Origin of the sequence: Xanthocytophaga agilis (assembly GCF_030068605.1) — a bacterium.
GTDB classification, from domain to species: Bacteria; Bacteroidota; Bacteroidia; order Cytophagales; family 172606-1; genus Xanthocytophaga; species Xanthocytophaga agilis.
The window spans coordinates 171,506-195,359 of sequence record NZ_JASJOU010000014.1 but is presented as its reverse complement, the minus strand read 5'-3'; the positions used below and the strand labels follow the sequence as shown (position 1 = coordinate 195,359).

Annotated in this window: 21 protein-coding genes; 3 read left to right on the top strand and 18 right to left on the bottom strand. The window is 36.7% G+C overall.

Annotated elements, in window-relative coordinates; translation table 11 throughout:
* Window positions 1-80 precede the first annotated feature (80 nt).
* The 8 genes from QNI22_RS30755 to QNI22_RS30720 all read right to left on the bottom strand — a co-directional run bounded on the left by QNI22_RS30755 (window position 81) and on the right by QNI22_RS30720 (window position 10,071).
* Complete coding sequence (locus tag QNI22_RS30755) at window positions 81-881, bottom strand: DUF5672 family protein (RefSeq protein ID WP_314516885.1); 801 nt, start codon at window positions 879-881, stop codon at window positions 81-83.
* A gap of 32 nt (window positions 882-913) precedes the next feature.
* A complete protein-coding gene (locus QNI22_RS30750) occupies window positions 914-1,858 on the bottom strand; it encodes a nucleotide-diphospho-sugar transferase (protein ID WP_314516883.1) in 945 nt (314 codons plus the stop codon).
* A gap of 72 nt (window positions 1,859-1,930) precedes the next feature.
* Window positions 1,931-2,770 carry a glycosyltransferase family 2 protein gene (locus tag QNI22_RS30745; protein WP_314516882.1) on the bottom strand — a complete coding sequence of 280 codons (840 nt, stop codon included), beginning with the start codon at window positions 2,768-2,770 and terminating at the stop codon, window positions 1,931-1,933.
* A 269-nt stretch (window positions 2,771-3,039) separates the two neighbouring features.
* On the bottom strand, window positions 3,040-4,332 hold the full coding sequence (locus tag QNI22_RS30740; RefSeq protein ID WP_314516880.1) for an O-antigen ligase family protein: 1,293 nt from the start codon (window positions 4,330-4,332) through the stop codon (window positions 3,040-3,042).
* Between the two features lie 85 nt (window positions 4,333-4,417).
* Window positions 4,418-5,365, bottom strand: a complete 948-nt coding sequence (locus QNI22_RS30735) for a nucleotide-diphospho-sugar transferase (RefSeq protein WP_314516879.1) — start codon at window positions 5,363-5,365, stop codon at window positions 4,418-4,420.
* 7 nt (window positions 5,366-5,372) lie between these two features.
* Complete coding sequence (locus tag QNI22_RS30730; protein WP_314516878.1) at window positions 5,373-6,758, bottom strand: flippase; 1,386 nt, start codon at window positions 6,756-6,758, stop codon at window positions 5,373-5,375.
* A 128-nt stretch (window positions 6,759-6,886) separates the two neighbouring features.
* Window positions 6,887-9,229, bottom strand: a complete 2,343-nt coding sequence (locus QNI22_RS30725) for a GumC family protein (protein WP_314516876.1) — start codon at window positions 9,227-9,229, stop codon at window positions 6,887-6,889.
* 62 nt (window positions 9,230-9,291) lie between these two features.
* Window positions 9,292-10,071, bottom strand: a complete 780-nt coding sequence (locus tag QNI22_RS30720; RefSeq protein ID WP_314516875.1) for a polysaccharide biosynthesis/export family protein — start codon at window positions 10,069-10,071, stop codon at window positions 9,292-9,294.
* A 505-nt stretch (window positions 10,072-10,576) separates the two neighbouring features.
* On the opposite strand from QNI22_RS30720, the gene QNI22_RS30715 reads away from it, so the two are divergent.
* Window positions 10,577-10,846 carry a hypothetical protein gene (locus tag QNI22_RS30715; RefSeq protein ID WP_313987610.1) on the top strand — a complete coding sequence of 90 codons (270 nt, stop codon included), beginning with the start codon at window positions 10,577-10,579 and terminating at the stop codon, window positions 10,844-10,846.
* Window positions 10,847-11,598: 752 nt separating this feature from the next.
* Window positions 11,599-12,264: an SDR family NAD(P)-dependent oxidoreductase gene (locus QNI22_RS30710; RefSeq protein WP_314516873.1), complete on the top strand. Its 666-nt coding sequence runs from the start codon at window positions 11,599-11,601 to the stop codon at window positions 12,262-12,264.
* Window positions 12,265-12,337: 73 nt separating this feature from the next.
* Here the strand turns inward: QNI22_RS30710 and QNI22_RS30705 are convergent, their stop codons facing one another.
* The 10 genes from QNI22_RS30705 to QNI22_RS30660 all read right to left on the bottom strand — a co-directional run bounded on the left by QNI22_RS30705 (window position 12,338) and on the right by QNI22_RS30660 (window position 21,087).
* Window positions 12,338-13,333: an isoaspartyl peptidase/L-asparaginase family protein gene (locus QNI22_RS30705; RefSeq protein WP_314516871.1), complete on the bottom strand. Its 996-nt coding sequence runs from the start codon at window positions 13,331-13,333 to the stop codon at window positions 12,338-12,340.
* Between the two features lie 153 nt (window positions 13,334-13,486).
* The gene (gene atpG / locus QNI22_RS30700) at window positions 13,487-14,371 is read right to left on the bottom strand and encodes an ATP synthase F1 subunit gamma (protein WP_314516870.1); all 885 of its coding nucleotides are present in this window, start codon (window positions 14,369-14,371) and stop codon (window positions 13,487-13,489) included.
* A gap of 109 nt (window positions 14,372-14,480) precedes the next feature.
* Window positions 14,481-16,061, bottom strand: coding sequence for a F0F1 ATP synthase subunit alpha (gene atpA, locus QNI22_RS30695; RefSeq protein WP_314516869.1), 1,581 nt, complete (start codon window positions 16,059-16,061; stop codon window positions 14,481-14,483).
* 140 nt (window positions 16,062-16,201) lie between these two features.
* Window positions 16,202-16,744 carry an ATP synthase F1 subunit delta gene (gene atpH, locus QNI22_RS30690; protein ID WP_314516867.1) on the bottom strand — a complete coding sequence of 181 codons (543 nt, stop codon included), beginning with the start codon at window positions 16,742-16,744 and terminating at the stop codon, window positions 16,202-16,204.
* Window positions 16,745-16,815: 71 nt separating this feature from the next.
* A complete protein-coding gene (locus QNI22_RS30685; protein ID WP_314516865.1) occupies window positions 16,816-17,310 on the bottom strand; it encodes a F0F1 ATP synthase subunit B in 495 nt (164 codons plus the stop codon).
* Between the two features lie 156 nt (window positions 17,311-17,466).
* Window positions 17,467-17,721: an ATP synthase F0 subunit C gene (gene atpE, locus QNI22_RS30680; RefSeq protein WP_314516863.1), complete on the bottom strand. Its 255-nt coding sequence runs from the start codon at window positions 17,719-17,721 to the stop codon at window positions 17,467-17,469.
* 165 nt (window positions 17,722-17,886) lie between these two features.
* On the bottom strand, window positions 17,887-18,912 hold the full coding sequence (gene atpB, locus QNI22_RS30675; RefSeq protein WP_314516861.1) for a F0F1 ATP synthase subunit A: 1,026 nt from the start codon (window positions 18,910-18,912) through the stop codon (window positions 17,887-17,889).
* A 561-nt stretch (window positions 18,913-19,473) separates the two neighbouring features.
* Window positions 19,474-19,692, bottom strand: a complete 219-nt coding sequence (locus tag QNI22_RS30670) for an AtpZ/AtpI family protein (RefSeq protein WP_313987631.1) — start codon at window positions 19,690-19,692, stop codon at window positions 19,474-19,476.
* Window positions 19,655-20,089, bottom strand: coding sequence for a bactofilin family protein (locus tag QNI22_RS30665; protein WP_314516860.1), 435 nt, complete (start codon window positions 20,087-20,089; stop codon window positions 19,655-19,657). The genes QNI22_RS30670 and QNI22_RS30665 overlap by 38 nt, the downstream gene beginning before the upstream one ends.
* A 122-nt stretch (window positions 20,090-20,211) precedes the next feature.
* On the bottom strand, window positions 20,212-21,087 hold the full coding sequence (locus tag QNI22_RS30660) for a M23 family metallopeptidase (RefSeq protein WP_314516859.1): 876 nt from the start codon (window positions 21,085-21,087) through the stop codon (window positions 20,212-20,214).
* 500 nt (window positions 21,088-21,587) lie between these two features.
* Here QNI22_RS30660 and porW point away from each other — a divergent pair, with 500 nt between their 5' ends.
* Window positions 21,588-23,810, top strand: coding sequence for a type IX secretion system periplasmic lipoprotein PorW/SprE (porW, locus tag QNI22_RS30655; RefSeq protein ID WP_314516857.1), 2,223 nt, complete (start codon window positions 21,588-21,590; stop codon window positions 23,808-23,810).
* Window positions 23,811-23,854 lie beyond the last annotated feature (44 nt).

Here is a 23,854-nt window from a genome sequence, read left to right as displayed (position 1 = left end):
TTAGCCAGTTAAACTTTATATCATCCCTCCGAGGTTTGTTTCTGTAGTAAAGTTATATATTTCAATGAAATAATTCATATTTAATCACTTAATTTTGTTTTCATACTCTTCTCCAGTATGGGCTTCCAGAAAGAATATCCATGTTTCTTCCATCCATGGCAGCCAAAAGGCAATGATTGAACGGAATCTCTGACACTTGCAAAGTTTTCCCCATCTTCTTTTGGTAATTCAATAGAAAAAGATCGTGCCGTCGATTCAGGAGCTACCCGAAAAAAAGGATTCATCTGTGGCAGACGCACACTCCAAAAGAAATCCTCACTATACACTAAGTTAGATCGTTTGATCAACGGTCCATAAAAGCTGCAACTACGATAAAAAGCACTTACCTTACGAAGTGAAAAACCTCCATTCTGAAAATCAGATACTTTTAGATAGTTTTTTTTCTGAAGCCAGCGTAATAATCTTGAGGTTTTAATATAATCTTCTACAAATGGAATATTGTGTATGACAGATCCGATATAATCATATCCTTTATTACACCAATATTCAAGATCATCATTAAAAGCAAAAGCATCCAGATGAGCAATCAGAATATATTCATAGTGGAGAAATCGCTTATAAAATGTTTTCTCTACCATTAATTGATTATATCCCAGATACCCATTCCACCTAAATTCTTCAAAGCTGATATGGGGATGTTTTGTCTCATATATTGCTTTTTCATATACTGCAATATCCAACCCTTCCTGTTTCATAAATACAATAGGATATTTATGAAACAGCTTAAAAAAATGCTTTAATACTACAACCTCATCCACATGAGGCTGAGCTTCATAAATGGGGATAACAATCGCAATACGCTGTTTTGTATCTTTTTTCATAGGTAAGTAAGTTAGATTAAAATCTTCCTTTCTTACCGGGCTAGTAACCTTTTGAGTTTTTTCTTAACTTTCTTAAAAAGTGTAGTTCGTAGATGCTGAGTATAATATAAATTATCAGATTCGATATCCCGAATAACAAAAGAGGGGTGTCTCAGAGGGAGTGTTATATCTTTGGTTTCTGCAACTGCAAAGCCTACAGTTTCAAATGTGTGGGTAGCCCCTTCTCCAAAACCTATATTTTTTACTAAACTAACATTAGGTACAATAGATAGTCCCGAATTACTGAATTTGGTAAACTCCCACTGAAAGTCCCACCAGCTCACAGAAGGTAAGCGGCGATATGCTTCATCCAGACAATTAATCATCCACTCAACCTTCTCCTTATAGAAATGGAAAGATTCTATGTATCCCTTGTCTTTTATCTCCTGAAAATGAGGAATTGTATAATTATATAGCTCCCAAGCACGTCTCCATGTCGCCCATCCCCAGGTTATCCCTGCTTCTGAAAAGTAATAATCATAATCCGGATCTTTGCGCCATCCTAGTAATGGATTCACTCCTGATATCTGCATGATCCGTGTATCATTACGGTATTTTTCCAATAGTTCTTCGCAATACCAGAAGAAGCTTTCGCTAGGCAAGCAATCATCTTCCAGAATAATTCCGGTTTCTTCATTTTCAAATAACCAGCTAATAGCTGTTGACGGCCCTACTCCACATCCAAGATTATGATCCTGAAATAATGTTTTTACCTCACAATCCCAATCTACTCTTTTTATAATATCTCGTGTAGCCTGAGCCTGTTCTGCTTCTCCTTCTTTGTTAGCCCGAGGACCGTCTGCTGCTACATATAATTTTGCAGGTTTAGCCTTTCGGATTGCTTCAAATACTTTTTCAGTTGTATCAAGCCGTTTAAATATAATCAATAAAACAGGTGTTTGCAGTGCACGGCCTGTCAGTGATTTATGATCAGACATACTTTTAATTTCTAGAAAATGGCTTCAAACTTATCAGCATGTACATTGCTGTACTAATCTTTTCCTTTCTATTTAATGAACAAAATAGCCACCCATTCTGCGCAAATATCCTATCAATAAATAGGATGGAACAAAATAAAATGGACAATTCTTAAATGTAAATCGAGTAAAGTCTTTCAGATTTCCGCCACCCTTAATGCTAAACAAATGGTTGTAATAGTTCTTGAGGTTTTTCTTTACTTTATTTTTCCGATCCCCAGACTCTTCGGGATAAGTCATCAGCTTTGCATCATAATTAATGTAATTGGGAAAGCCATTTCGTAGGGCAGTATGTGTAAAATCTACATCTCCATAATAATGTGGAAATCTTGCAGCATCAAATAAACCTACTTTTTCAAATACAGCTCGAGGGATTAACAGGCCACGCCCTGGAAGCCAGGATACAGGATGTAGTCCTGTCTGTTTTGGAGCAGGTATACCATCTATTATGTTTTTAGTAGTTGCTAATACCCAATCAATCTTCTCACCTCCATAAATAACATTTTTGGTAGCAACATCTATTTCTAATGCACCAATGACCCCCTTAGGATCTTTCTTACTGGCTTCAATTGTTTTTTCAATAAAGTCTTCAGTTGGTAAGGTATCATTATTGAGTGTCATTACCGCTTCTGCACCATGATCCAATGCATATTGAATACCCATATTTACAGCAGCAGTCCAAAATAAATCACCACCTCCATCAATTAGTATTACTTCCGGAAATTCTGTTTTAACCATTTCATCTGTACCATCAGTAGAGCCATCATCAACAATGACAACCTTGAAATCTTGTACAGTCTGCTTTCGTAGTGAAAGCAAGCATTCGCGTGTAAAGTTTTTCCGATTAAAAACAGGAATAACAATCCATATCATAATTTTGCTGGTAAGTGTTTTACAGTCAGGAAATAGAAAGATTTATTGAAAAACAGAAGTATAACAATATATATTCTGTACAAAATCAGAATACATACAACAGAATCGTGGTTAAATAAGCAACCGATGTAACTGCAACTTATTAGTGATCTCTCTGATTCTAAGCAAGTTTCTCAACAATTTATACGCTTTGCTTATGAAAAGTAAACTTAGAATCAGAGACAAGGATATATTATGCTATAAAATTTATTTGACTTTATCAGAAACTTTTATGCTGTAACTTTTTCACGTTTATAACGCATAAACTCGTTATAAGAGATGGCCATAAAAAGCACAACCACAGTAAACACCATAAAATAGTTTTTATTATATATTCCATAAATAGATTCAGAAGTCCCTGATAACATAAAATAGGTTAAAAAGCCTATGACTGCCAGAGCACGAGAAAAGCCTTGTCTGAAAGCAGATATAGCATTCCCCAAAATAACGAACATAAATACAAAGAAAATAAAAGTACCTATATACCCCATATCAAATACCATCTGGAAAAAGTAATTATGTGTTACCATGCTTTCTGCAACCTCGCCACTTCCAAAAATCCATGCATATCTTTTAGAAACTCCGGAAGCAGCCTGGCCCATCTCTCCATACCCTATAAAATGCTGAAATTTGGGATCAGAGAGTTCCTTCATACATTCTTCCCAGATAGCAGAACGATTATTTCCTGTAGCAAGATCTCCTTCCTGCCTAGACACCTGACTACCTAGCCCTGTTTCCGAAATAAAAGCTAGAACAGAAAGCATTATGAAAGGCAACAAGGGAGATAAAACAGGCATAATTCTCAGCAACCCTAAGAAACGGGTTCTTGATAGCAGAAATACTCCCAAAGTGGCCATTAATGTATTAATAATAGTACCACGGGAATCCACCATTAACAGGAAGAGTATGCCTATCCCAATAAATATATATAGGAGTTTCTTTAGCTTAGCTCCGATGCCTTTCTGCTTTACCAGTAAAAAAGCCATTACTAATACTCCTCCTGTATAAATACCCATTGTGTTTGGGTGTACATTAATAATAGGCAATAGGCGTTTTTCTGTATGAATTCCTATCAAGCTTAACATCAGGTGAGATTCAGCGCCTTCCTCTGAGTTTACAGCAGCCTGATTGAAAAACATTACAAACAAGATAAAGTAGAAAGCTGCCTCTAAAGCAATAGTTAGAAAAAGAACGTACAAGACTCGTTGTACATTCTTTTCAAATCCGTCATTATTTCTAAACTGATAACTAATAAATAAATAGACAAATACAGGAAAAAGAGTATACTTAAGAAGCATTGTTATAATACCCAGCCCTCCCGTTATAGCCTCAGAGTTGATTCTGGCAACAGCAATAACAAAAGTTAGAAAGGATAAGAAATAAACTGCAAGGTTTTTCTTATTCCAATGAGTTCCTATATACAATTGCTGCTTCTCTATAAAAGCAAAATGTCCTACTCCTAATCCAAGCACAGCTAAAGGCAATAGATTAGTTAATGCATTCTCACCTAAGAACGCTTCCAAATCAATGGATAATGCTAAAAATACAATAGGAAAGTAATACAATTTCTTTTACCGTTAATTTTTAATCACTCTGAAAATATTTCGTTTACCCCCTAGCATCAAAACCATCTATACCAATCAGACCATAGATCTTACGTGTCACCATCCGATTCATCAAATTCTTGAAGTATCTTTCATCCGACTTCACATCACGTATAACAAAAGGAGGATGTTTCAGTGGTACTTCAATTGTCCCGGATTTGTTTTCAGCACGTTTATCTTTAGTGCTCAGCGTATGAGTAGCACCTTCTCCAAAACCAATGTTTTCAATCAGATTTACATTAGGTACAATGGCTAGCCCAGAGTTTATATGCACTGTAAAATTCCACTGGTAGTCCCACCAGTTAACATTATCCTTACCATAGGTATTAGCAATCTTGCTCAAACGGTATTTTTGTTCCAGTTTTGAAGTATAGTATCCATCCAGATATCCTTTCTCTACAATTTCAGGATATTTACTCACTCCATAATCAAATAATTTCCACGCTCTACGCCAGCTAGCCCATCCCCATTCGTGAGGATAGGTTGAGAAATAATAAGAGTAGTCAGAATCACGTTTCCATCCGTTCTGAAAGTTACTACCTGTTATATGCATAATGCGTGTATCATGACGGTACTTTTCCAGCAATTCTTCACAATACCAGAAGAAACTCTGATCTGGCAAACAGTCATCTTCAAGAATAATTCCTTCTTCCTCATGGGAGAAGAACCAGTCAAAAGCTGAAGAAGGACCAATTCCACATCCTACATTATCATCCAGAAATCGTGTTTTCAATTCACAATCCCAATCTACACGGGTAGCAATTTCGCGGGTTATACGGGATTTTTCAGCTTCTCCCTCTTTATGAGGACGAGGGCCATCCGCTGCTACATACAAACGCGGAGGTTTAGCTTTCCGAATTGCTTCAAATACCACTTCTGTTGTGTCTGGACGATTAAATACAACAAACAAAACAGCTGTCTTCAGAGGTTTCGGAGGTACAAAAGAGTTCATATTATTTTTACTTTAGAGAGAACTTTCCACTTAATACATCTTTAATAGGAGATAGGAAACCAAGCCCAATCAATGATCGGGTTTGCATCCAGAATAAAGGACGAGTATCTGCAGTGATAGCATTACTTAAATAGGAAGCAACAGCCTGAGAGAATAATGTGGCAATAGCAGCTCCTTCGATTCCAAATTTTGGAATTAAGACAGCATTCAAACCTGCATTGACAATAGCCCCCCAGATAGTACGGTTCAAAGAGTACTTTTGCAGGTTGTTAGCAATCAACCATGCATTTGCCAGCATCCCCATACCCACCATTACGCCAGACCACACGTGGATGATCAATACATTTTGAGCATCTGCATATTCAGGTTCATATAAGTATTTAAATATCCAGTAACTACAAATATTGACACCAACAGCTATTGCCAGTCCTGTTAAAGTCAGGAAATCGCAAAGTTTTTGAGTTTGTATAGTAAAGCGTTCCTCGCTTTCTTTTTTGGAAGCAATAATGGCAGGTAATAAGGCATTACTAATAACTGTAGGAACAAAGAAGGTGGCTTCAGAGAAGCGAAGCGCTGCGGCAAAACGTCCAACTTCTTTATCATTCAGCAACTCACCTATCATAATCTGGTCCAGTCGCATATATACAGTAATTACGAATCCAGATAATACTAATGGCAGAGATTGTTTTATCATCTCCCATGAATAACTCCAGTCAACTTTCCACTGTAACGGACTTTCTTTAAATACAAAACGATAAATGCTAACAACAACAATATCATAAATAATAGCATCCAGCACAAGAACAACAGCAAACCATACAACATCAGCCTTAAAAACAAAGAGTAGCAAAAGCTTTACCCCAGCAGAAACGATTGTTTTGGACAATTCGCCATATACATGATACTTTGCAAGCGCACGTGAATTATAGAAGTCTGCCAGAACGTTAAAACTTTCAAAAATAACGGGTATAGCAGCAATCATGACTAGTAGAAACTTCAAGTCATCATGCCACATTAAGGCATTAAAAACAATGGAGACTAACCCTACAACAATAATACAAATAAGAGAGGCAGTTGCTCTGGTAGCAAATACGGTCCCCAGAGTCAGATTTTTCTTTTCTGGATAGTTAATCAAATTACGCATCATCACAGCACCCATCCCAAGAGGAGCAAATACTGTGATGATTGTAGCAAAACTACGTGCAAAGTTAAATTTACCAAAGTTTTCAGCACCTAGTTGGTTAGCAGTGTAAATACTTATAACAAAGGCAACACCCATACTAAATACCCTTTCTACCAATAGCCAGGATACACTGGAAAAATATTTGCGAAAACCTTCAGATTGTGGAGGATCTTGTACTTTTTCTGATTGTAGAGAATCTTGTACTTTCAAAATAAGAATTGTTAGAGATGAAATCTATGCACTTTAGATGGTGTTCAGAATAGGATAGTCTGCCTTGTTAAAATTTAATTTTACACAAGGCAGACTATCTCTAATACAAATAATTATGCCAACCGATTTTAATCACTGTATTTATACGCTTTATCACTATAACCGTAAGCAGACATTGATTTTACTCCATTGATAATAATTGCAATATCTTTTACCTTTTCAGTATCATACAATTCATTGATTTTATTCAAGGCTTCACGTTCTGTAACTTTATGACGAACGATATACACATTGAAATCAGTATAATTCATCAAGATCAGAAAGTCTGACACCAATCCTAATGGAGCAGTATCAATAATGACATAATCATACTCATCTCCTTTTTTAAGACGATCAATCAATGCCTTCATTCGTGGGCTTCCAATCAGATTAAGTGGACTAACAGGAATCGGACCGGATGTTACCAGAGATAGATTATCGGTATCTGTTGAAGAAACCACCTCTTCCCAATCATGCATACCAGTCAGGTATGTTGCCAGCCCTTTCTCATTGTCTACATTAAAACGAGTGTGTACACGAGGCTTCCGTAAGTCGCAGTCGATCAATAACGTTTTCTTTCCAGATTGTGCAATTACAACAGCAAGGTTAGTAGCGCAGAATGTTTTGCCTTCAGCCTGTTGTGAAGAGGTAACACCAATAATTTTCTTTGATGTATCCAAGAACAGATATTGAAGGTTTACCCGTACAGATCGGAATGATTCTGCAATAGCCGATTTTGAACTATTAGCTACCAGGTAGGTATTGGCTTTGTTGTTGTATCCAATAACTCCTAATGTTGGTATATTGGTATTAAGCTGAATATCTGTCTGTCCTGAAATACGATCAGAGAAGGCATCCTTAACAAAGATAAAACCAAGAGGAATTGCCATACCAATAATTCCTGCCAACAAATAGATCACAGAACCTTTAGGTGCAACCGGACCATTGATATCACCTCTTGCACGATCAATGACTTCTTTATTTGCAATATTGGTGGCTAATGCCATACCAGCATCTGCTTTCTTCTGTAGAAGGTATTTATATAGTTCATCCTGTACTTCTTTGCCTCTGTTTATACTAAGAAGTTTAATCTCTGTTTGTGGAATAGTACCTAACCTAGCTTGAATACTTCCAACTCTCTGCATTAATGAACTTACTCTGATCCTAGCTACGTTTCGGGCATTAGAGAGTCCATCAACCAACGCATCTCTAACGCTCTGTATTTTAGCATCCAATTGTTGCATTCTTACACTTCCTTCAGTTACAACGGTAGCTAATCGGGCTCTTTCTTGCATTAATGTTGAGTATTGCGTAAGCAAATTGCTTACAGCACCATCATCAACTCCGCTTACACCTCCAACTACCTCTCTGTTGTTTCGAAGATCTCTTAATAAAGCCTCATACCCATCTGCCTTAATTTGTGCTTCCTGAAGTTGAGCACTAAATCCTTGTAATTGATTATTTAAAGCATTTACTTCTTCCGAGGTTGTACCAGCAGTATTTGTACGATTCCGTTCATTAGTAATATTATAATCTGTCTTCTTAATAGAATCCTTAACAGTACCAAGTTCGTTATCAATAAAGGCAATAGTCCGTTTTCCTTCCGTATCTTTCTTTCTGATCTCGTTATCCAGGTACACATCCAGTAAAGTATTTATTACTTTCTCCTCTTTTTCTATTACAGGACCACGAGAAGAAATTTCTATTACACTGGAATTTTTATCATCAATAGGACTCACCTTTATATTGGATTGATAATAAGCAGCCAACTGGCCTAAACTATTGATCACAAAGAAATATTCATCTTTATCATATAAGGATGGCGTTCTCGAAAACTCAATCGAAAAATTCAGATATTTATCAGTGTATGACTGCCCTACTTTCAAGACCTTTTGAATCTTTACTTCAGGAATTTCGTCCAATGACCGATCAGCTTGGATATCCTGTACCGTTACTTTTTTACCAGTAATCTGAACTTTGTATAAATCTTTCCCTACTTTCTCAATGTATATAGGTACATTGATCATTTGAGCTTTTGTAGTATCTAATTTTACACGAAATGGAAAATCATTATACTCTTCAACTGTTTTATAATCCTCTACACTAAAGTAAGATACCCGCATATTCAATCGGTCCATTACCTGCTTCATATAACGGTATGAGGTAAGCAGTTGTACCTCATCCTTCAACTGTGTTCTAGGAACAAATGCACCCATACCACGTATAAATCGATCCTGCTCAGGGGTATCCTTGCTTTTATCATCAATTAAGATTGACGCTTTTACTTCAAAAATTTTGGGTGTGAATCTCAGATACAAGTAAGCACCACCCAATGCCAGTGGTACAAAAACCACAAATAAATACCAGCGGCTTGCGATCTTATTGAAGAGAAATTTAAGATTAACAGTATCGTTTTGAGCTTGCTGTTTCATTGGGATGAAATAATTTAAAAAGTAAGTATTATTAGGTTTCCAATTCTTGAAAACCTAAATAATTAGTTGTTATTAAGATTAAGAATCACACTGACTGTACCTGCAATAGCAGTTACTACAGCAGCAATAATGGTTACATTTGTAGCATTTTGTCTTCCATACTTTCCTTTCAAAGGCTGCACATAAATAACATCATTAGGTAAAAGGTAATAATATTTTGAGACGATAATATTCGGATCTGTCAGATTAAGATTTATCACTTCATTTCCTGTATCTGTTTGACGCATGAGCATTATTTTTTTACGATTCCCAAAATCAGTAATATCTCCTGCCATAGCTAATGCATCTATTAGAGTAAGCTGATTATTGTAATTATAGTATTGTCCCGGATTTTTAACCTCTCCAATCACAGAAACTTTAAAACTAACCATAGCCAGAAAGATAGTACTGTTTTTTAACTGTCTATCCACCGCTTTCTGGAGAACATTCCGTGCTTCGTTTATGGTTAGGTTAGCAACTTTTATTGACCCTAATACAGGTAGTACAACATATCCTGAATCATTGACAGAATAGCCATTGACAAAAACTGCAGCAGGGTTAAAAGCATTAAAACCACCAGATGTTTCTAAATTCAGAAAATCTGTATCTGTTTGCTCCAGCCCTTTTACCCGAATAGCCAAAACATCATTAGGCTGAATCTTATAGGGTGTCCTTTTATTTGGAAAAACTCTCGCATTTGATGGAGGAAAGTTCTCTCCTTGAAAATTAACAGCATCCTTATGAGTAATACACGATGATAGGATAACTAAGGAAAGTAAAAGAACAGAATAAATTCTTTTCATGAAAAAGGGCTTTAATTTTTTAAGTGATTTGTTGGAATTATTCTAGATTTTGATGAATTGAACTCAAAAATGACATAGACTAATATGCTATTAATACGGACTGTAATTCATACGTAAACACAAACGCAATGGTTTTATTACGTGTTGATCATATCTATTATGGAACTACTGATTCAGCATATATCCTAAAGATTACTAAGTAAAGCTTTTAAAATCAACTATTTACTATTAAATCTTAGAAAAGTTCTGTGCTACTTTTCTGTCATGAGTAATATTTTCTTTTGAAACATCAAATATAAAAAAAACCCTTCGACATTTTATAAAAATATTAATTTACAAAAATGTAAAACCAGATCTTAAAATAGTCTTGCTCAGCCACATTATTTTCTAAACCATTCGGCCAACTCAAGAAAAAACTTGACATTCACTTAAAAACTTTTTGCGATTATGTTTGTTTTTACTTATTTCGCCTCTTGGGAATTTTAACAAAAAACAATAGACTTGCATGAACTTTCCTTTATCAGAAAATTCATTCCATACAGGTATGCTCAACACCCAATTTTTATCAGAAGACATTGCGACTCTTCCATTAAAGAAAATCCAAAATTCATGGGATGATTTTGATGAAGAGGAGGATGAAGAAGACTTCGATGACTTAGAGGAATTCGATTTAGATGATGATGACTTCGAAAAGATGGACTTTGATGAAGTTGACATCGAAGAAGATGAAGATTTTAGCTTTGACGACGAGGATGATGATGACGAAGAAGAGTAAAATCGCTCTTTAATGCTTCAAAATCAAGAAGGCAAACCTGTATGTACATGTTTGCCTTCTTGTTATGACAGACTTTCTATAAATCTGTAGTAGCAAAAGCGTTACCCTAAGCTTAGATCTCCCACACTTGGCTATTATCCTCTGCTGTATTTATTTTTCCGAATCTTATTTTTTGTAGTAGCGACCTTGTCAATACAAGGTTTAATTATATGCTCTGTCCTATACTTATAAGTGGTATAGCAGATAATCTCTTATCTGCTTTCTATAGGTATCCTTCTCTTATATATTGTCATCCTAAAATACAGAAGTAATACTGACTAACTATCTATCCACAGTATAATCACACAAACATTGTATGTTTGCAACAAATCTAAATGTATGTACAATATGCAGGCTCATCTTCAAAAGATAGGCCTTTTTTGTATATTGGCTTTCGAAATGTACAGCAGGATACTTATTCTATTAACAATCAATATTTTAAAAGAAAAAATACTTCCACTCATTTGATTATATTAATTCAAATATATAGAAGTGTATTGTATACTTGTAAGCACCAAAAAGGCTAGGTCTTAGCACAAAAACACTGAGGCCAGACTGATAGATGGATATAGATACAACCTATGTTTTTAATTCTTACAGATCTTTAACAAAGCTACCTTTTCACCATTAAGAATTATACACGTACAACTTCATAGATAAACAGATTCATACCACAATCTTTAAACCCGTTCGTTCAATACATTATAAGTTATATGAAACATTCTGAGAAAGTATGTACTATTGTTGGTGCAGGTCCGGGAATCAGCCTATCTGTAGCCAAACGATTTGCCCGTGAGGGATTTTCAATTGCATTAATTGCACGTCGTGTTGAGAATATTGAACGACAAGTACAAGAATTAAAAGAGATGGGAGTTCTTGCGAAAGCCTATAGTGCAGATGCAGCAGATCATACCTCTTTGGAAAAGGCTTTTCGTGTTATTCATAGAGAAATTGGGTATTCGGATGTATTAGTATATAATGCATTTGTTGGACGCGAAGCAAGTCCAAGTAAGCTTGACCCAGAAAAACTGGTACAAGACTTTAGAGTAAATGTTGTGGGGGCATTATCAGCTGCACAGCTTGCTATTCCGAATATGAAAAAGCAGAAAAGCGGTACTATTTTATTCACAGGAGGAGGGCTATCATTGGAACCTTATCATCCATATGCTTCATTAGCAGTCGGAAAAGCAGGTATACGAAATCTGACATATAGCCTTGCAGCAGAGCTAGCCCCTTTAGGAATACATGTAGCCACAATTACAATCACTGGAATTGTTAAACCAGGTACTCACTTTGACCCTGATAAAATTGCAGAAGTATACTGGAAACTACATGCACAAAAAACAGGTCAGTTTGAAACCGAAGTTCTCTATAAATAAAATAAGTAGAAACCATTCCATCTACAATTTAGTCACAATGTTGTAGATGGAATGATAATTCGTTTACTACTCCTTAATCTTTATAAATCAAAACTTCCGATTTACCATCTGCTTTAATATACCCACGATACATTCCTTCTGAATTAAAGGGCATGGCAAAATTCCCGTTTCGATCCAAGGCAATCACACCTCCTTCCCCTCCTCTTTGTACCAGTTTTTTCAGAACAACCTCTTCAGCAGCATTCTTGACAGACAGTGCTTTATATTCCATTAAAGCTGAAATATCATACCCGACTACAGAACGTATAAAATATTCACCATGACCAGTAGCAGAAACAGCACATGTCTGATTATTGGCATATGTTCCGGCTCCAATAATAGGTGCATCTCCAACTCTGTTCCAACGTTTGTTAGTCATACCTCCTGTGGAAGTAGCAGCTGCTAAATTACCATATTGATCAAGAGCAACAGCACCAACTGTACCAAATTTCTTCTCATCACCTGGCAGTGGTTCATCCAGGCTACCCTTGTCCTTGGAATGGTCTAATTGTATCTTGTCTTCCTCAATAGCTCTTTGCAATTGCTGATAACGATTCTCCGTATAAAAATAAGATGGGTCTACTATTTCCATTCCTTGTTCTTTCGCAAACTCTTCAGCTCCACGTCCAATAAGCATTACATGAGCAGAGTTTTCCATAACTTTTCGTGCTGTACTCACAGGGTTCTTAATGACTGACACTCCTGCAATGGCACCTGCTTTTAACGTGCTTCCATCCATAATTGCAGCATCCATTTCATTTTTTCCTTCATGTGTGAAAACAGATCCTTTACCAGCATTAAATAAAGGAGAATCTTCCATAACACGAATAGTAGCCTCTACAGCATCCAAGCTAGAACCCCCATTTTGAAGAATCTTATAACCTGTTTGCAATGCTTGATTTAACACCTCTTTATAAGCTTTCTCTTTCTCTGGAGTCATATTCTTACGCAGGATTGTCCCAGCCCCACCATGAATAACCAGTGTAATTTTATTTTTATCAGGTTTTACAGGAGTTTGAGCATCAATCATAAGTGGTAACAGCAGGCAAGTGTACAATAGAATCAGTTTATACATAAGATTTATAAGTGTTATACTTTCAAGATATACTAGATAGGTAGATATAGATTAAAAATAAAAAAAGTCTGCCGAAAGACAGACTTTTAGTATGGTATAATCTTATTTTTATCCTTGAGCTAAGGCTTCTGCTCCACCCACGATTTCCAGAATCTCTTTTGTAATAGCAGCCTGACGACTACGGTTGTATACCAGACGCAATTCTTTAATCAACTCTTTCGCGTTTTCTGTCGCTTTATCCATCGCCATCATTCTGGCTCCATTTTCAGAAGCATTTGACTCCAGAAGAGTCTTATAGAACTGTACTTTTAAAGACTTAGGTATTAGTTCTTGAAAGATTTCTTCTTTTGAAGGTTCGTAAATATAATCCGTATTACTTGAACTATCTTTCTCCTTCTGAGCAGGAAGAATTGGTAAAAATTGTTCTACACGTACAATTTGTGTAGCCACATTTTTAAACTCATTGTAAACGATTTCTACTTTATCATATTCTCCCTTCACAAAAGCATCCATGGCAAACTCAGCCGCTTTGCGTGCAGCACCAAAACTCAAAATTGAGAAAGTAGTAACAAAATCTTTATGAATAGTATATCCGCGACGGTTGTAGAAATCAAATCCTTTTCTTCCAATCGCCAATATATGAACATTTCCAGCATTGGCCTGCTGGCTATATTTTTCTGTAATCAGGGTATTTGTAGCTTTTGTAATATTACTGTTGAAAGCTCCAGCCAAACCTCTGTCAGAAGTAACTACAACCAATAGTATTTTATTGGGAGCACGTTCTTCTGCATAAGGATTCTCAACATTATCATCAATAGAAGCCGAAATGTTCTGTAATATCAAAGACAACCGCTGTGAATATGGACGCATCTGTAAAATTGCATCCTGTGAACGGCGCAACTTGGCAGCTGCCACCATCTTCATGGCTTTGGTAATCTGTTGTGTTGAATTTACAGACTGAATACGACCCCTGACCTCTTTTAAACTTGGCATATAGAAATGTGCGTGTAGGCTAATGTACTATGTGCAATCAGAAAGTCCAATATAGTCCCTCTGAATATTTTATAAAAAACTACTCCCTCAGAAGGGAGTAGTAATAATCTTATGCAAAACGGATAGCAACTTCTTTTGCAACTTTTTTCAACACGTCTGTGATGCTATCATCAAACTTACCTTTTTGCAGAGCAGCCAATGTATCTTTGTAACTTGTACTTAGAACCATTAAATATTCTTTCTCAAAATCCTTCATTTTATTAACAGCTACATGATCTGTCAAACCATTGGTTGATGCATAAATCATAGCAACTTGTTGTTCAACTGGCACTGGAGAGAATTGAGCTTGCTTTAATACTTCCTGGTTACGACGACCACGCTCAATAATCAGTTTTGTAGCAGCATCCAGATCAGAACCAAACTTGGCAAATGCTTCCAACTCGCGGAACTGGGCCTGATCCAGTTTAAGTGTACCTGCTACTTTCTTCATTGACTTAATCTGTGCATTACCACCTACACGGCTTACAGATATACCTACGTTAATAGCAGGACGAATACCAGAGTTAAATAAGTTAGACTCCAGGAAGATCTGTCCATCAGTAATAGAGATTACGTTTGTAGGAATATAAGCAGAAACGTCACCAGCCTGTGTTTCAATGATTGGTAGTGCAGTTAAAGAACCTCCACCTTTTACAACACCTTTTAATGACTCAGGAAGGTCATTCATCGATTGTGCAATAGAGTCAGAAGCATTAATCTTTGCTGCCCGCTCTAACAAACGGCTATGCAGATAGAACACATCTCCCGGATATGCTTCACGTCCTGGAGGACGACGCAATAAAAGAGAAACTTCACGATATGCAACAGCTTGTTTTGATAAGTCATCATAAATTACAAGAGCAGGGCGGCCAGTGTCACGGAAATATTCTCCGATAGCGGCACCTGTAAATGGAGCAAAGAATTGCATAGGTGCAGGATCAGAAGCTCCAGCTGCTACTACGATAGTATAGTCCATAGCTCCACCTTTCTGCAATGTATTTACTACCTGAGCGATAGTTGATGCTTTCTGTCCACAAGCCACATAAATACAATAAACAGGTTCTCCTCTGTCAAAATATTCTCTTTGATTCAGAATAGTATCTAATGCAACAGTAGTTTTACCAGTCTGACGATCACCAATGATCAATTCACGTTGTCCACGACCCACAGGAATCATAGCATCAATCGCTTTGATACCCGTTTGTAGAGGCTCATTTACTGGCTGACGATAGATTACACCTGGAGCTTTACGTTCCAAAGGCATATCATACATGTCACCACTTAAAGCAGGACCGCCATCGATAGGCTGACCAAGTGTATTTACTACACGCCCTACCATGCTTTCTCCAACTTTAATAGAAGCAATCTTTCCTGTACGACGTACAGTATCTCCTTCACGAATACCACTGTAATCACCTAATGTTACAGCACCTACATTGTCTTCTTCCAGGTTCAGTACCAATCCACTTACACCATTGCTGAATTCCAGCAATTCACCTGCTTGTGCTTTGGATAATCCATAAATACGAGCCACACCATCACCTACCTGTAATACGGTACCAACCTCTTCTAATTCAGCTTCGGTGCGGGCATTGGCTAACTGTGCCCTTAAAATGGCTGAAACCTCATCGGGTCTTACTGCTAATGACATATTTTATAGAAATGAGTAAATGAGCAATTGAATAAATTATGATCAACTTCCAGGTATTCTGTAATCTATTGATTGATTTTAAATAACGATAAAATCAGAGCCAGGAAGTTGTATATTTTTTTCAAAATCCAGGCTTTGTACTATGCCTTAGACATTTGTTGTTTTAATCGGTTTATCTTTCCTTTTACAGACTCATCAATTTGTCTATCTCCAATCTGCAAAATAAATCCACCAATCAATCCGGTATCTACCTTCTCTTTCAACTCAACATTTGTCTTACCTGTTGATTTTGTGACCATTTGTTTGAATTGGCTACGAAGTGTATCATCTACGGCAAACGTAGTTATAACCTCTGCAACCTGAACTCCTTTATAATCATTATATAAAGAATGAAACTCTTTTGCTACATCAAACAGGATCTCTTCCCGGTTCTTCTTGGTAATGATTTCAAATATTGAGAAAGAGTCAACACTTACCCGGCTTTTGAATATATCTCTTAATACTGCAAACTTTTTGTAATGAGATACAATAGGACTTTGCAATAAATTAACCAGATTACGGTTCTCTTCACAGGTATTTGCCAGCAATTGCATATCAGTATGCACTTGTTCCACTATACCTTTTTCAATGGCTAAGTCCAACAAGGCTTTGGCGTATCTATGGGCGGCTCTACTTTCGGCCATGTTAATTCAAGTATGATATGAAGTGTGAAATAATAAAGACTGTATCTTGATAATTAGCAAGACGAGTTGTCTTAATTTAGTTTTGCATCATCAACCAACTTGTTTACCAATGCCCGTTGCGCAGCATCATCTTTTAGTTGATTTCGTAATACTACCTCTGCAATTTCGAGAGACAGAGAAGCTACCTGTTGTTTGATATCCTGAATGGCAGCCTGACGTTCCTGCTGAATAGCAAGACGAGCAGCTTCAACAATGCGATTGCTTTCTGTTGTTGCTTTCTCTTTAGCTTCTTCAATCAATCCATCAGCAGTCTGACGAGCAAGTTTCACAATAGAATCACGTTCCAGACGTGCTTCTTCCAACAATTTCTCATTGTCAGCTTTCAACTTTGACATTTCACGTTTTGCTTCTTCTGCAGCTTTCAGTGCACTGTCAATAGAATGCTCGCGTTCATGTAAGGCAGCAGTAATCGGTTTCCATGCGAATTTCTTCAGGATCAGCAGCAAACAGATAAATACAACAAACTGCCAGAAAATAAGACCTAAGCCAGGGGTAACAAATTCCATATAATCAGAATAATAAATTAATGTGTATAACTACTTGTTTTGCACTCACCTGATGCGTTTCACTTCACAGGTACTCTTGTTATTCTTCTCAACTTAACCTATCTGTATTATGAAAATTCCCACCGCAACCTATTGTTGTCAGTGGGAACTTATCAATTATCTTGTAGCAATCAAGAAACAAACAACTACACCGAACAGAGCAACACCCTCCAAAAGAGCGGCAGCAATGATCATAGCAGTTTGGATTTTACCAGATGCTTCTGGCTGACGAGCGATAGCCTCAGTAGCACTACCACCAATACGGCCAATACCAAGTCCAGCGCCTAATGCAACAAGACCCGCACCAATACCCGCACCAATTGCAGCTGTGCCAGCTTCACTAGCAGCTTGAAGAAGAACATTAAGTAACATGAAAATAAAACAGATTAAGTGAAACAAACTCTGCTGACTTCAGCAGAAAAACGGCCTCACCTCATAGCTACCATTCTTATACTTGTTTGAATTGGAATGGTTGAGGATTTATGAGAAATATTTTCACTTTCTATCCTCACCATAAGGAGCAAGGATAGAAAAAGATTAATGTCCTAAGTCGTCGTGGGATTCATGGCTTTCAACCGCACTGCCTATATACATAGAAGAAAGCAGTGTAAAAACATATGCCTGCAAAATGGCCACCATCAATTCAATACCATTCAAAAACAATACAAATGGCACTACAACTCCTCCAACCAATGCGTTTTTGAAAATAAATATCAGCCCCAGCAAACTTAGAATAATAATGTGACCAGCAGTGATGTTAGCAAACAAACGAATCATTAGAGAAATTGGCTTTGTAAGAATTCCAATTACCTCAATTGGTACCATTATAACCCATAGAGCAGGTGGAACAGGAGGCGCAAAAATATGTCCCCAATAATATTTATTACTACGAATATGAGTTGTGACTAAAGTAGCAACAGCCAAAAACATAGTCACAGCAATATTACCAGTAAGGTTTGCACCACCAGGTAATAAACCTAATAAGTTATTAAACCAGATAAAGAAGAAAACAGTCAATAGGTAAGGCAGGAATTTCTCATACATAGGCTGTCCATGTTTGTCTTTTCCTGTAATATTAGCTTTTGCTATATCATCCCGGATAAAAACTACAATCGGCTCAAAAAATGATTGCATTCCTTTAGGAGCCTGACCGGAACGTTTCTTATAAGCAGAAGCAATACTTGTAAAAACAAAGATCAGAAGAACTGCACTCAAAAACAGAGAAGCGACATTCTTTGTAATAGATAAGTCATAAAACTTGAGAGAGGCATCTGTATTTTTCAGATGACCATCCAATTCATCAATATAAAAACCTTTATAGGTATGTTCCTGTTTCTCACCTTCGTCCTTAAAACCTTCGCTATGAAAACGACTAGAAGAAAACACTTCCACACCCTGACCAGGAATATATAAAATAACTGGCAATGGCAATGTAATATGTGTATGACCTACTGTTGCAAAGTGCCACTCATGAGAGTCAACCACGTGGTGTTCTATCATCTCACCAATCTTGAAAGTCTCTTCCTCATGACCAGAAGCAGCATGCTCCTGCGCATAGGACATTGGCGCAAAAAACAATAAAAAAAGAACTAATAAACTAGGAATGAGGCTTTTGTATGTCTTTACACTACCCATATGATCGTCGGAAACTAAGGCTTTTAAAAATTGCGCCGCAAGTTAGTGACTAACCAATAGATTTCAAAACCTACATACAAGAAATAAATAAGAAAAAAATTAAGTACAAAGGTAAAAATACTAGAAGTGCTGTTTTTTATAAAAAAGATAATAAATATAAGGCTCCCCAACAGACGTATACCTGACATTAGAAAATACGGGGTTGTCATATTTGCTGCATCTACTTTCAGGCGCCATTGGATATAAGCATGCCCAGCAAAAGAAAGAGTAAACAGAAAACCCACAATAAGCCAAATAGAAGGATCTACCCAGGTAGGCAAGAATAGTTGTAACAAAAAACAAATGACAGCCACTACTACACTAAACAATAGGAAACGAAGCATACACTCAAAATAAAGCGAACAAACAGGAAAATATTAGTTAGAATAGTGTAGAATCTATACGATAGCTATCAAAGCCTTTTCTTCTATCCCCATTTGCAGGCAACGGTTATTGCTTAGGCAAACTACGAATTAATAGTATAATAGACCCTACAATTCCAATCATGGGCAAAATTACAGTAAAAACCGGAAATTTCCAGCCTGTCCATTGATCCAGCTTCGTACCACCCCATACGCCAAGCGCAATGGTAGCCATCATCTGAAAAGCCAGGCCGGAATATTTGGCGTAATCACTTAAGGGGCTCTTTTTGTTCGTTGAGTTTTTCATTTAATGTATCTCCAATTCGATTGTTGGTATTGGCAGAAGCAGTTCCCATTTTAATGGTTCCATTCCATACAGCGCCAGCCTCTACAATCAGTTTTCCAGTAATAATATCTCCAACAATATTGGCAGTTGATTTTAAAGATAAAATATCTGAAATCTCCACTGTACCTTTTACTTCACCAGCAATTTCGGCATTTTGTGCGATGATGTTGCCTTCAATATAAGAAGATTCACCCAAAGCTACTTTGGTTTTTGATTTGATATTACCTATAACTTTCCCTTCAATACGTAAATTACCATAGGTATCAATATTTCCTTCTATGGTTGTACCTTTCATGATCTGAGTGCTCGCATTGGAAAGCTCAATAGAGTCTTGAGTATCACGGTTTCTATTAAACATAAATGTACTGGTTAAGTTAAACGTTTGGAATAAAAGTATTTGTAATCATGATATATAACAGCTATTTGTATAACTATCATGATAATTAGTTTGAGGTAATTGGTCAATACATCAATTTGACATTAGAACGCGATGAAATCTTCCGGATTTACAGGATTTCCTTTACTCCAGAGTTCAAAATGCAAATGTGGTCCGGAGGTAAGTTCTCCACTATTACCAAGAATAGCAACAGATTCTCCTGCTTTCACAAAATCTCCTACCTTTTTAAGTAAAGAGGAATTATGTTTATATATAGAAATCAGTTGATTGGAATGTTGAATAGCAATAATATTGCCACTATCCTGGGTCCAGGATGCCAGAATCACAGTTCCATTTAATACAGAATGAATAGGCTCTCCTTTTTTGGAAACCAGATCAACCCCCCAGTGATTAGTTTTTGGATTAAATTTATCAGAAATAATAGCACCTCTTAAAGGAGAGAATAAAAACATATCTGTATTGACACTTCCCGTTTCTGCGGCAGTCTGTGCTTTGCTTGCGCTCTCAAACTCACTTCTGAATTCTGCATCTATCGGATTGGTAGCTTTCAAATCAGCAGGTTTTACAGGAGGTTTCGTTTTTTTAGTACTGACTTCAGATGTATCCTGACTACCAGCTTTCAAAAAATCATTATCACCCTGAATAGTTTTTTGTATACGTAATAAATATTCGTCACGTGCCACAATGGCATTTTGAAGAGAATCAACAGTAGCAGAAAGTTCGATCAGACGCCGGGTTGTCTGAGCTTCTTTTGTGGGAGGATTTAACCATTTAGTTACTAAAAAATTAGAAACAAAAATACTTGCTAAAAATAAAACTATCAGAATTGCCGTTGTTATAACAAGTAACTTTGCATAGGTAAAATTGAAAGAAGTTTTTTCAGCAAAGTTATCTTCATTTCTGATAACTAATAAATATCGTTCAGTTAGACGTGTCCATAATGTACTATTTGCCTTCATCGTATGGATATCGCTTCCTGTTTTCAGTTCAGAGTTTGAAACAAAGCATAACTTTATACTATCTGTTTTAGAAGTTACTCATAAACACCAAACGGAAACGCTGATTAAATGTAAAATTGTATTTATATATGTGAAGTTTTGTGTTTGATGACGTTAGTTTTGACTTAACTAACCCAACCAATTATATAAAATGAACGTAAGAATCCTATGAATTAATATAGATTACTCACTACTTTTACAACCATTATTAAACGTGATGTATTGCTGAAATTGTATAGTATCAACCAAAATTAGTATTATCCATATCTTCAACAATAGTTTCCTATTTTTCTTTTTGTAAACGAAAATAGAGTTCAAGAGTTACATCAAATTAGGAACTTATCAGAAATCATTTCAAAAATATTAATATCTCGATAAAGTTGCGCCTTCTCTTTTCACAATATTGTGTATTTCTATTTCAGCAGAGTCGTATTATCTGCCAACAGTTTCAACCTATCGGTATGCAGCTTACATATGCTCTGCTCAAATGCAAAAGAGCTATATATCCGTTATGTTTTTGTCTTTTGGGAAGTTTAGCATTCTCAGCCTGTTCTCAATATAGCAAGGGTCCGGTTAGTGTAGCCTATCATGATCTGAATTCTCATTACAATGCCTATTTCCTCGCAAATGAAAGACTTACTGAAGCAGAAAAAGTATTATTCAGCACAAGAAAAGACGATTACAATGAAATGTTGGCAGTATTAATCGCACATGATACTGTACGAGCTGGAGCTGTAAAAACTCAGACAACCTATGCTATAGAGAAAGCTTCTCTTCCTGTACAATACCATAAAAATAGCAATTGGCTGGATGATTGTTATTTTCAACTGGCACGCGCCAGATTCCTGCAAGCAGATTTTGAAAATGCGATACAGACTTACAAATATGTAAATAGTGAGAGTAAAGATGACGCACTACGTCAACGGGCAATGATAGGACTTCTACGTTCCTTTACAGAACTAAAAAACTATGACTATGCCTCAGCCGTTATTAACCGTCTTCGTAAGGATAAATTATCGAAACATGACCTGGTTGACTTTTACGAAGCCAGGGCGTCCTATCATCAGGTGCGGCAGGAATATGACCAGACTCTGGCAGTATTGAAGCAAACAGTAAAACGTATGCGTGCTAGTGAAAGACGTGCCAGGATGTATTATATTATTGGGCAGCTGTATCAGCGTAACAATCGGTCCAAAGATGCTTATGCAAACTTTGAAAGAGTGATGAAGAGCAACGCATCCTACGAGCTGGCATTACAAGCCCAGCTACAAATGATCCAGATGTATGCGGGAAAAGATGAAAAAAAATTATTGAAGCAGTTTAACAGATTGCTTCATGATGAAAAAAATAAAGAATACCAGGGTCGTATACTCTATGCAATAGGGATGTATGAATACAGGAAAGACAGACTGGATAAGGCTATTGACTATTTTAAACAATCCTCACAGGCAAAAGGTACTGATAATCGTCAAAAAGCACTTGCCTTTCTGAAACTGGCTGAGATTTACTATGAGAAACAGCAAAACTATCAGGCTGCCAAGAACTATTATGATAGTACATTCAATGCAGGTTTACCCAAAAGTACTCCTGATTATGATGTTATTGCCAAACGTCACAAAGTACTTGATGATTTTGTAAGGCATTATACCATTATTCAGACAGAAGATAGCTTGCAGCGTATTGTTAAGATGGATGAGGCTACCCGTGATAAGTTCTTTGATGAAGTTATTGACAAACAGGAAAAGCAAGAGCAGGAAGCAGAAGATAAAAAGAATTCAGAAATAGCAAGAGAAGTAGGAGCTATATTTGATAATCTTGACATTGAGAAACAATCTGTAAACAATACTAATGATGTAAACTGGTATTTCAGTAATCCAACAGCTGTTGCTCAGGGAAGAACTTCGTTTATACGGAAATGGGGTAACCGCAAGCTGGAAGATAATTGGCGAAGAGCTCAGAAGGATGCTGCTATTGCAGAAGAGCAACCAATACAGGATTCGAACGATTCTCAGCCTGCTGTTGCAGAAAAACCAAAGAAACCAACCAGAGAGGAACAGAAGAAGAATATGCTGGCTAAACTGCCGATGGCTCCTGAAGATATTGAAAAATCCAATCAGAAAATAGAAGAAGCTTATTACGAACTGGGTAAGATCCTCGATAAGGAATTATTGGAGAAAAAAAATGCGATTAAGGATTATGAAACCCTATTGGAAAGATTCCCATCAACAGAACATGCAGCTGAAGTTTTGTATGCCATGTTTCTGATATATCAGGAATTAGGTGACGAACAACAAAATGCTGTTAAAAACCGATTAATTACTCAATATCCTACTACACTGTATGCAAAACTGGTAAGCAATCCTAACTATACCCGAGATGAGAATCTGGCCGATATACAAGCAGACAGAGCATTCCAGGAAGCTTATCAGTTATATGAAGCACAAAATTTTGCTGAAGCTGATCAGTTGGTACAAAGTGGATTGCAACAATATGCAGGCACACTAAATGAACAACGATTCAAAGTTTTACAGATTAAGATTGTTGGTAAAACGCAGGGATTGGAAGCTTATCGGAAAGCACTTCAAGACTTTGTGACTGCTTACCCACAAAGCAAATTATTGCCTTATGTTCAGAATTTGCTTCAGAAAACTGACGAACTGGGTAAAAGTTCTGGCAATAAATAACTTTTATATACTCCGATCTTCAGGTACACATATTTTTCTATTTC

Excerpts from the sequence above, each read along its gene's own strand:
- QNI22_RS30755 (WP_314516885.1), bottom strand. The coding sequence starts at position 881 with ATGAAAAAAGATACAAAACAGCGTATTGCGATTGTTATCCCCATTTAT.
- QNI22_RS30750 (WP_314516883.1), bottom strand. The coding sequence starts at position 1,858 with ATGTCTGATCATAAATCACTGACAGGCCGTGCACTGCAAACACCTGTT.
- QNI22_RS30745 (WP_314516882.1), bottom strand. The coding sequence starts at position 2,770 with ATGATATGGATTGTTATTCCTGTTTTTAATCGGAAAAACTTTACACGC.
- QNI22_RS30735 (WP_314516879.1), bottom strand. The coding sequence starts at position 5,365 with ATGAACTCTTTTGTACCTCCGAAACCTCTGAAGACAGCTGTTTTGTTT.
- QNI22_RS30725 (WP_314516876.1), bottom strand. The coding sequence starts at position 9,229 with ATGAAACAGCAAGCTCAAAACGATACTGTTAATCTTAAATTTCTCTTC.
- QNI22_RS30720 (WP_314516875.1), bottom strand. The coding sequence starts at position 10,071 with ATGAAAAGAATTTATTCTGTTCTTTTACTTTCCTTAGTTATCCTATCA.
- QNI22_RS30715 (WP_313987610.1), top strand. The coding sequence starts at position 10,577 with ATGAACTTTCCTTTATCAGAAAATTCATTCCATACAGGTATGCTCAAC.
- QNI22_RS30710 (WP_314516873.1), top strand. The coding sequence starts at position 11,599 with ATGAAACATTCTGAGAAAGTATGTACTATTGTTGGTGCAGGTCCGGGA.
- QNI22_RS30705 (WP_314516871.1), bottom strand. The coding sequence starts at position 13,333 with ATGATTGATGCTCAAACTCCTGTAAAACCTGATAAAAATAAAATTACA.
- atpG (WP_314516870.1), bottom strand. The coding sequence starts at position 14,371 with ATGCCAAGTTTAAAAGAGGTCAGGGGTCGTATTCAGTCTGTAAATTCA.
- atpA (WP_314516869.1), bottom strand. The coding sequence starts at position 16,061 with ATGTCATTAGCAGTAAGACCCGATGAGGTTTCAGCCATTTTAAGGGCA.
- atpH (WP_314516867.1), bottom strand. The coding sequence starts at position 16,744 with ATGGCCGAAAGTAGAGCCGCCCATAGATACGCCAAAGCCTTGTTGGAC.
- QNI22_RS30685 (WP_314516865.1), bottom strand. The coding sequence starts at position 17,310 with ATGGAATTTGTTACCCCTGGCTTAGGTCTTATTTTCTGGCAGTTTGTT.
- atpE (WP_314516863.1), bottom strand. The coding sequence starts at position 17,721 with ATGTTACTTAATGTTCTTCTTCAAGCTGCTAGTGAAGCTGGCACAGCT.
- atpB (WP_314516861.1), bottom strand. The coding sequence starts at position 18,912 with ATGTCCTATGCGCAGGAGCATGCTGCTTCTGGTCATGAGGAAGAGACT.
- QNI22_RS30670 (WP_313987631.1), bottom strand. The coding sequence starts at position 19,692 with ATGAAAAACTCAACGAACAAAAAGAGCCCCTTAAGTGATTACGCCAAA.
- QNI22_RS30665 (WP_314516860.1), bottom strand. The coding sequence starts at position 20,089 with ATGTTTAATAGAAACCGTGATACTCAAGACTCTATTGAGCTTTCCAAT.
- QNI22_RS30660 (WP_314516859.1), bottom strand. The coding sequence starts at position 21,087 with ATGAAGGCAAATAGTACATTATGGACACGTCTAACTGAACGATATTTA.
- porW (WP_314516857.1), top strand. The coding sequence starts at position 21,588 with ATGCAGCTTACATATGCTCTGCTCAAATGCAAAAGAGCTATATATCCG.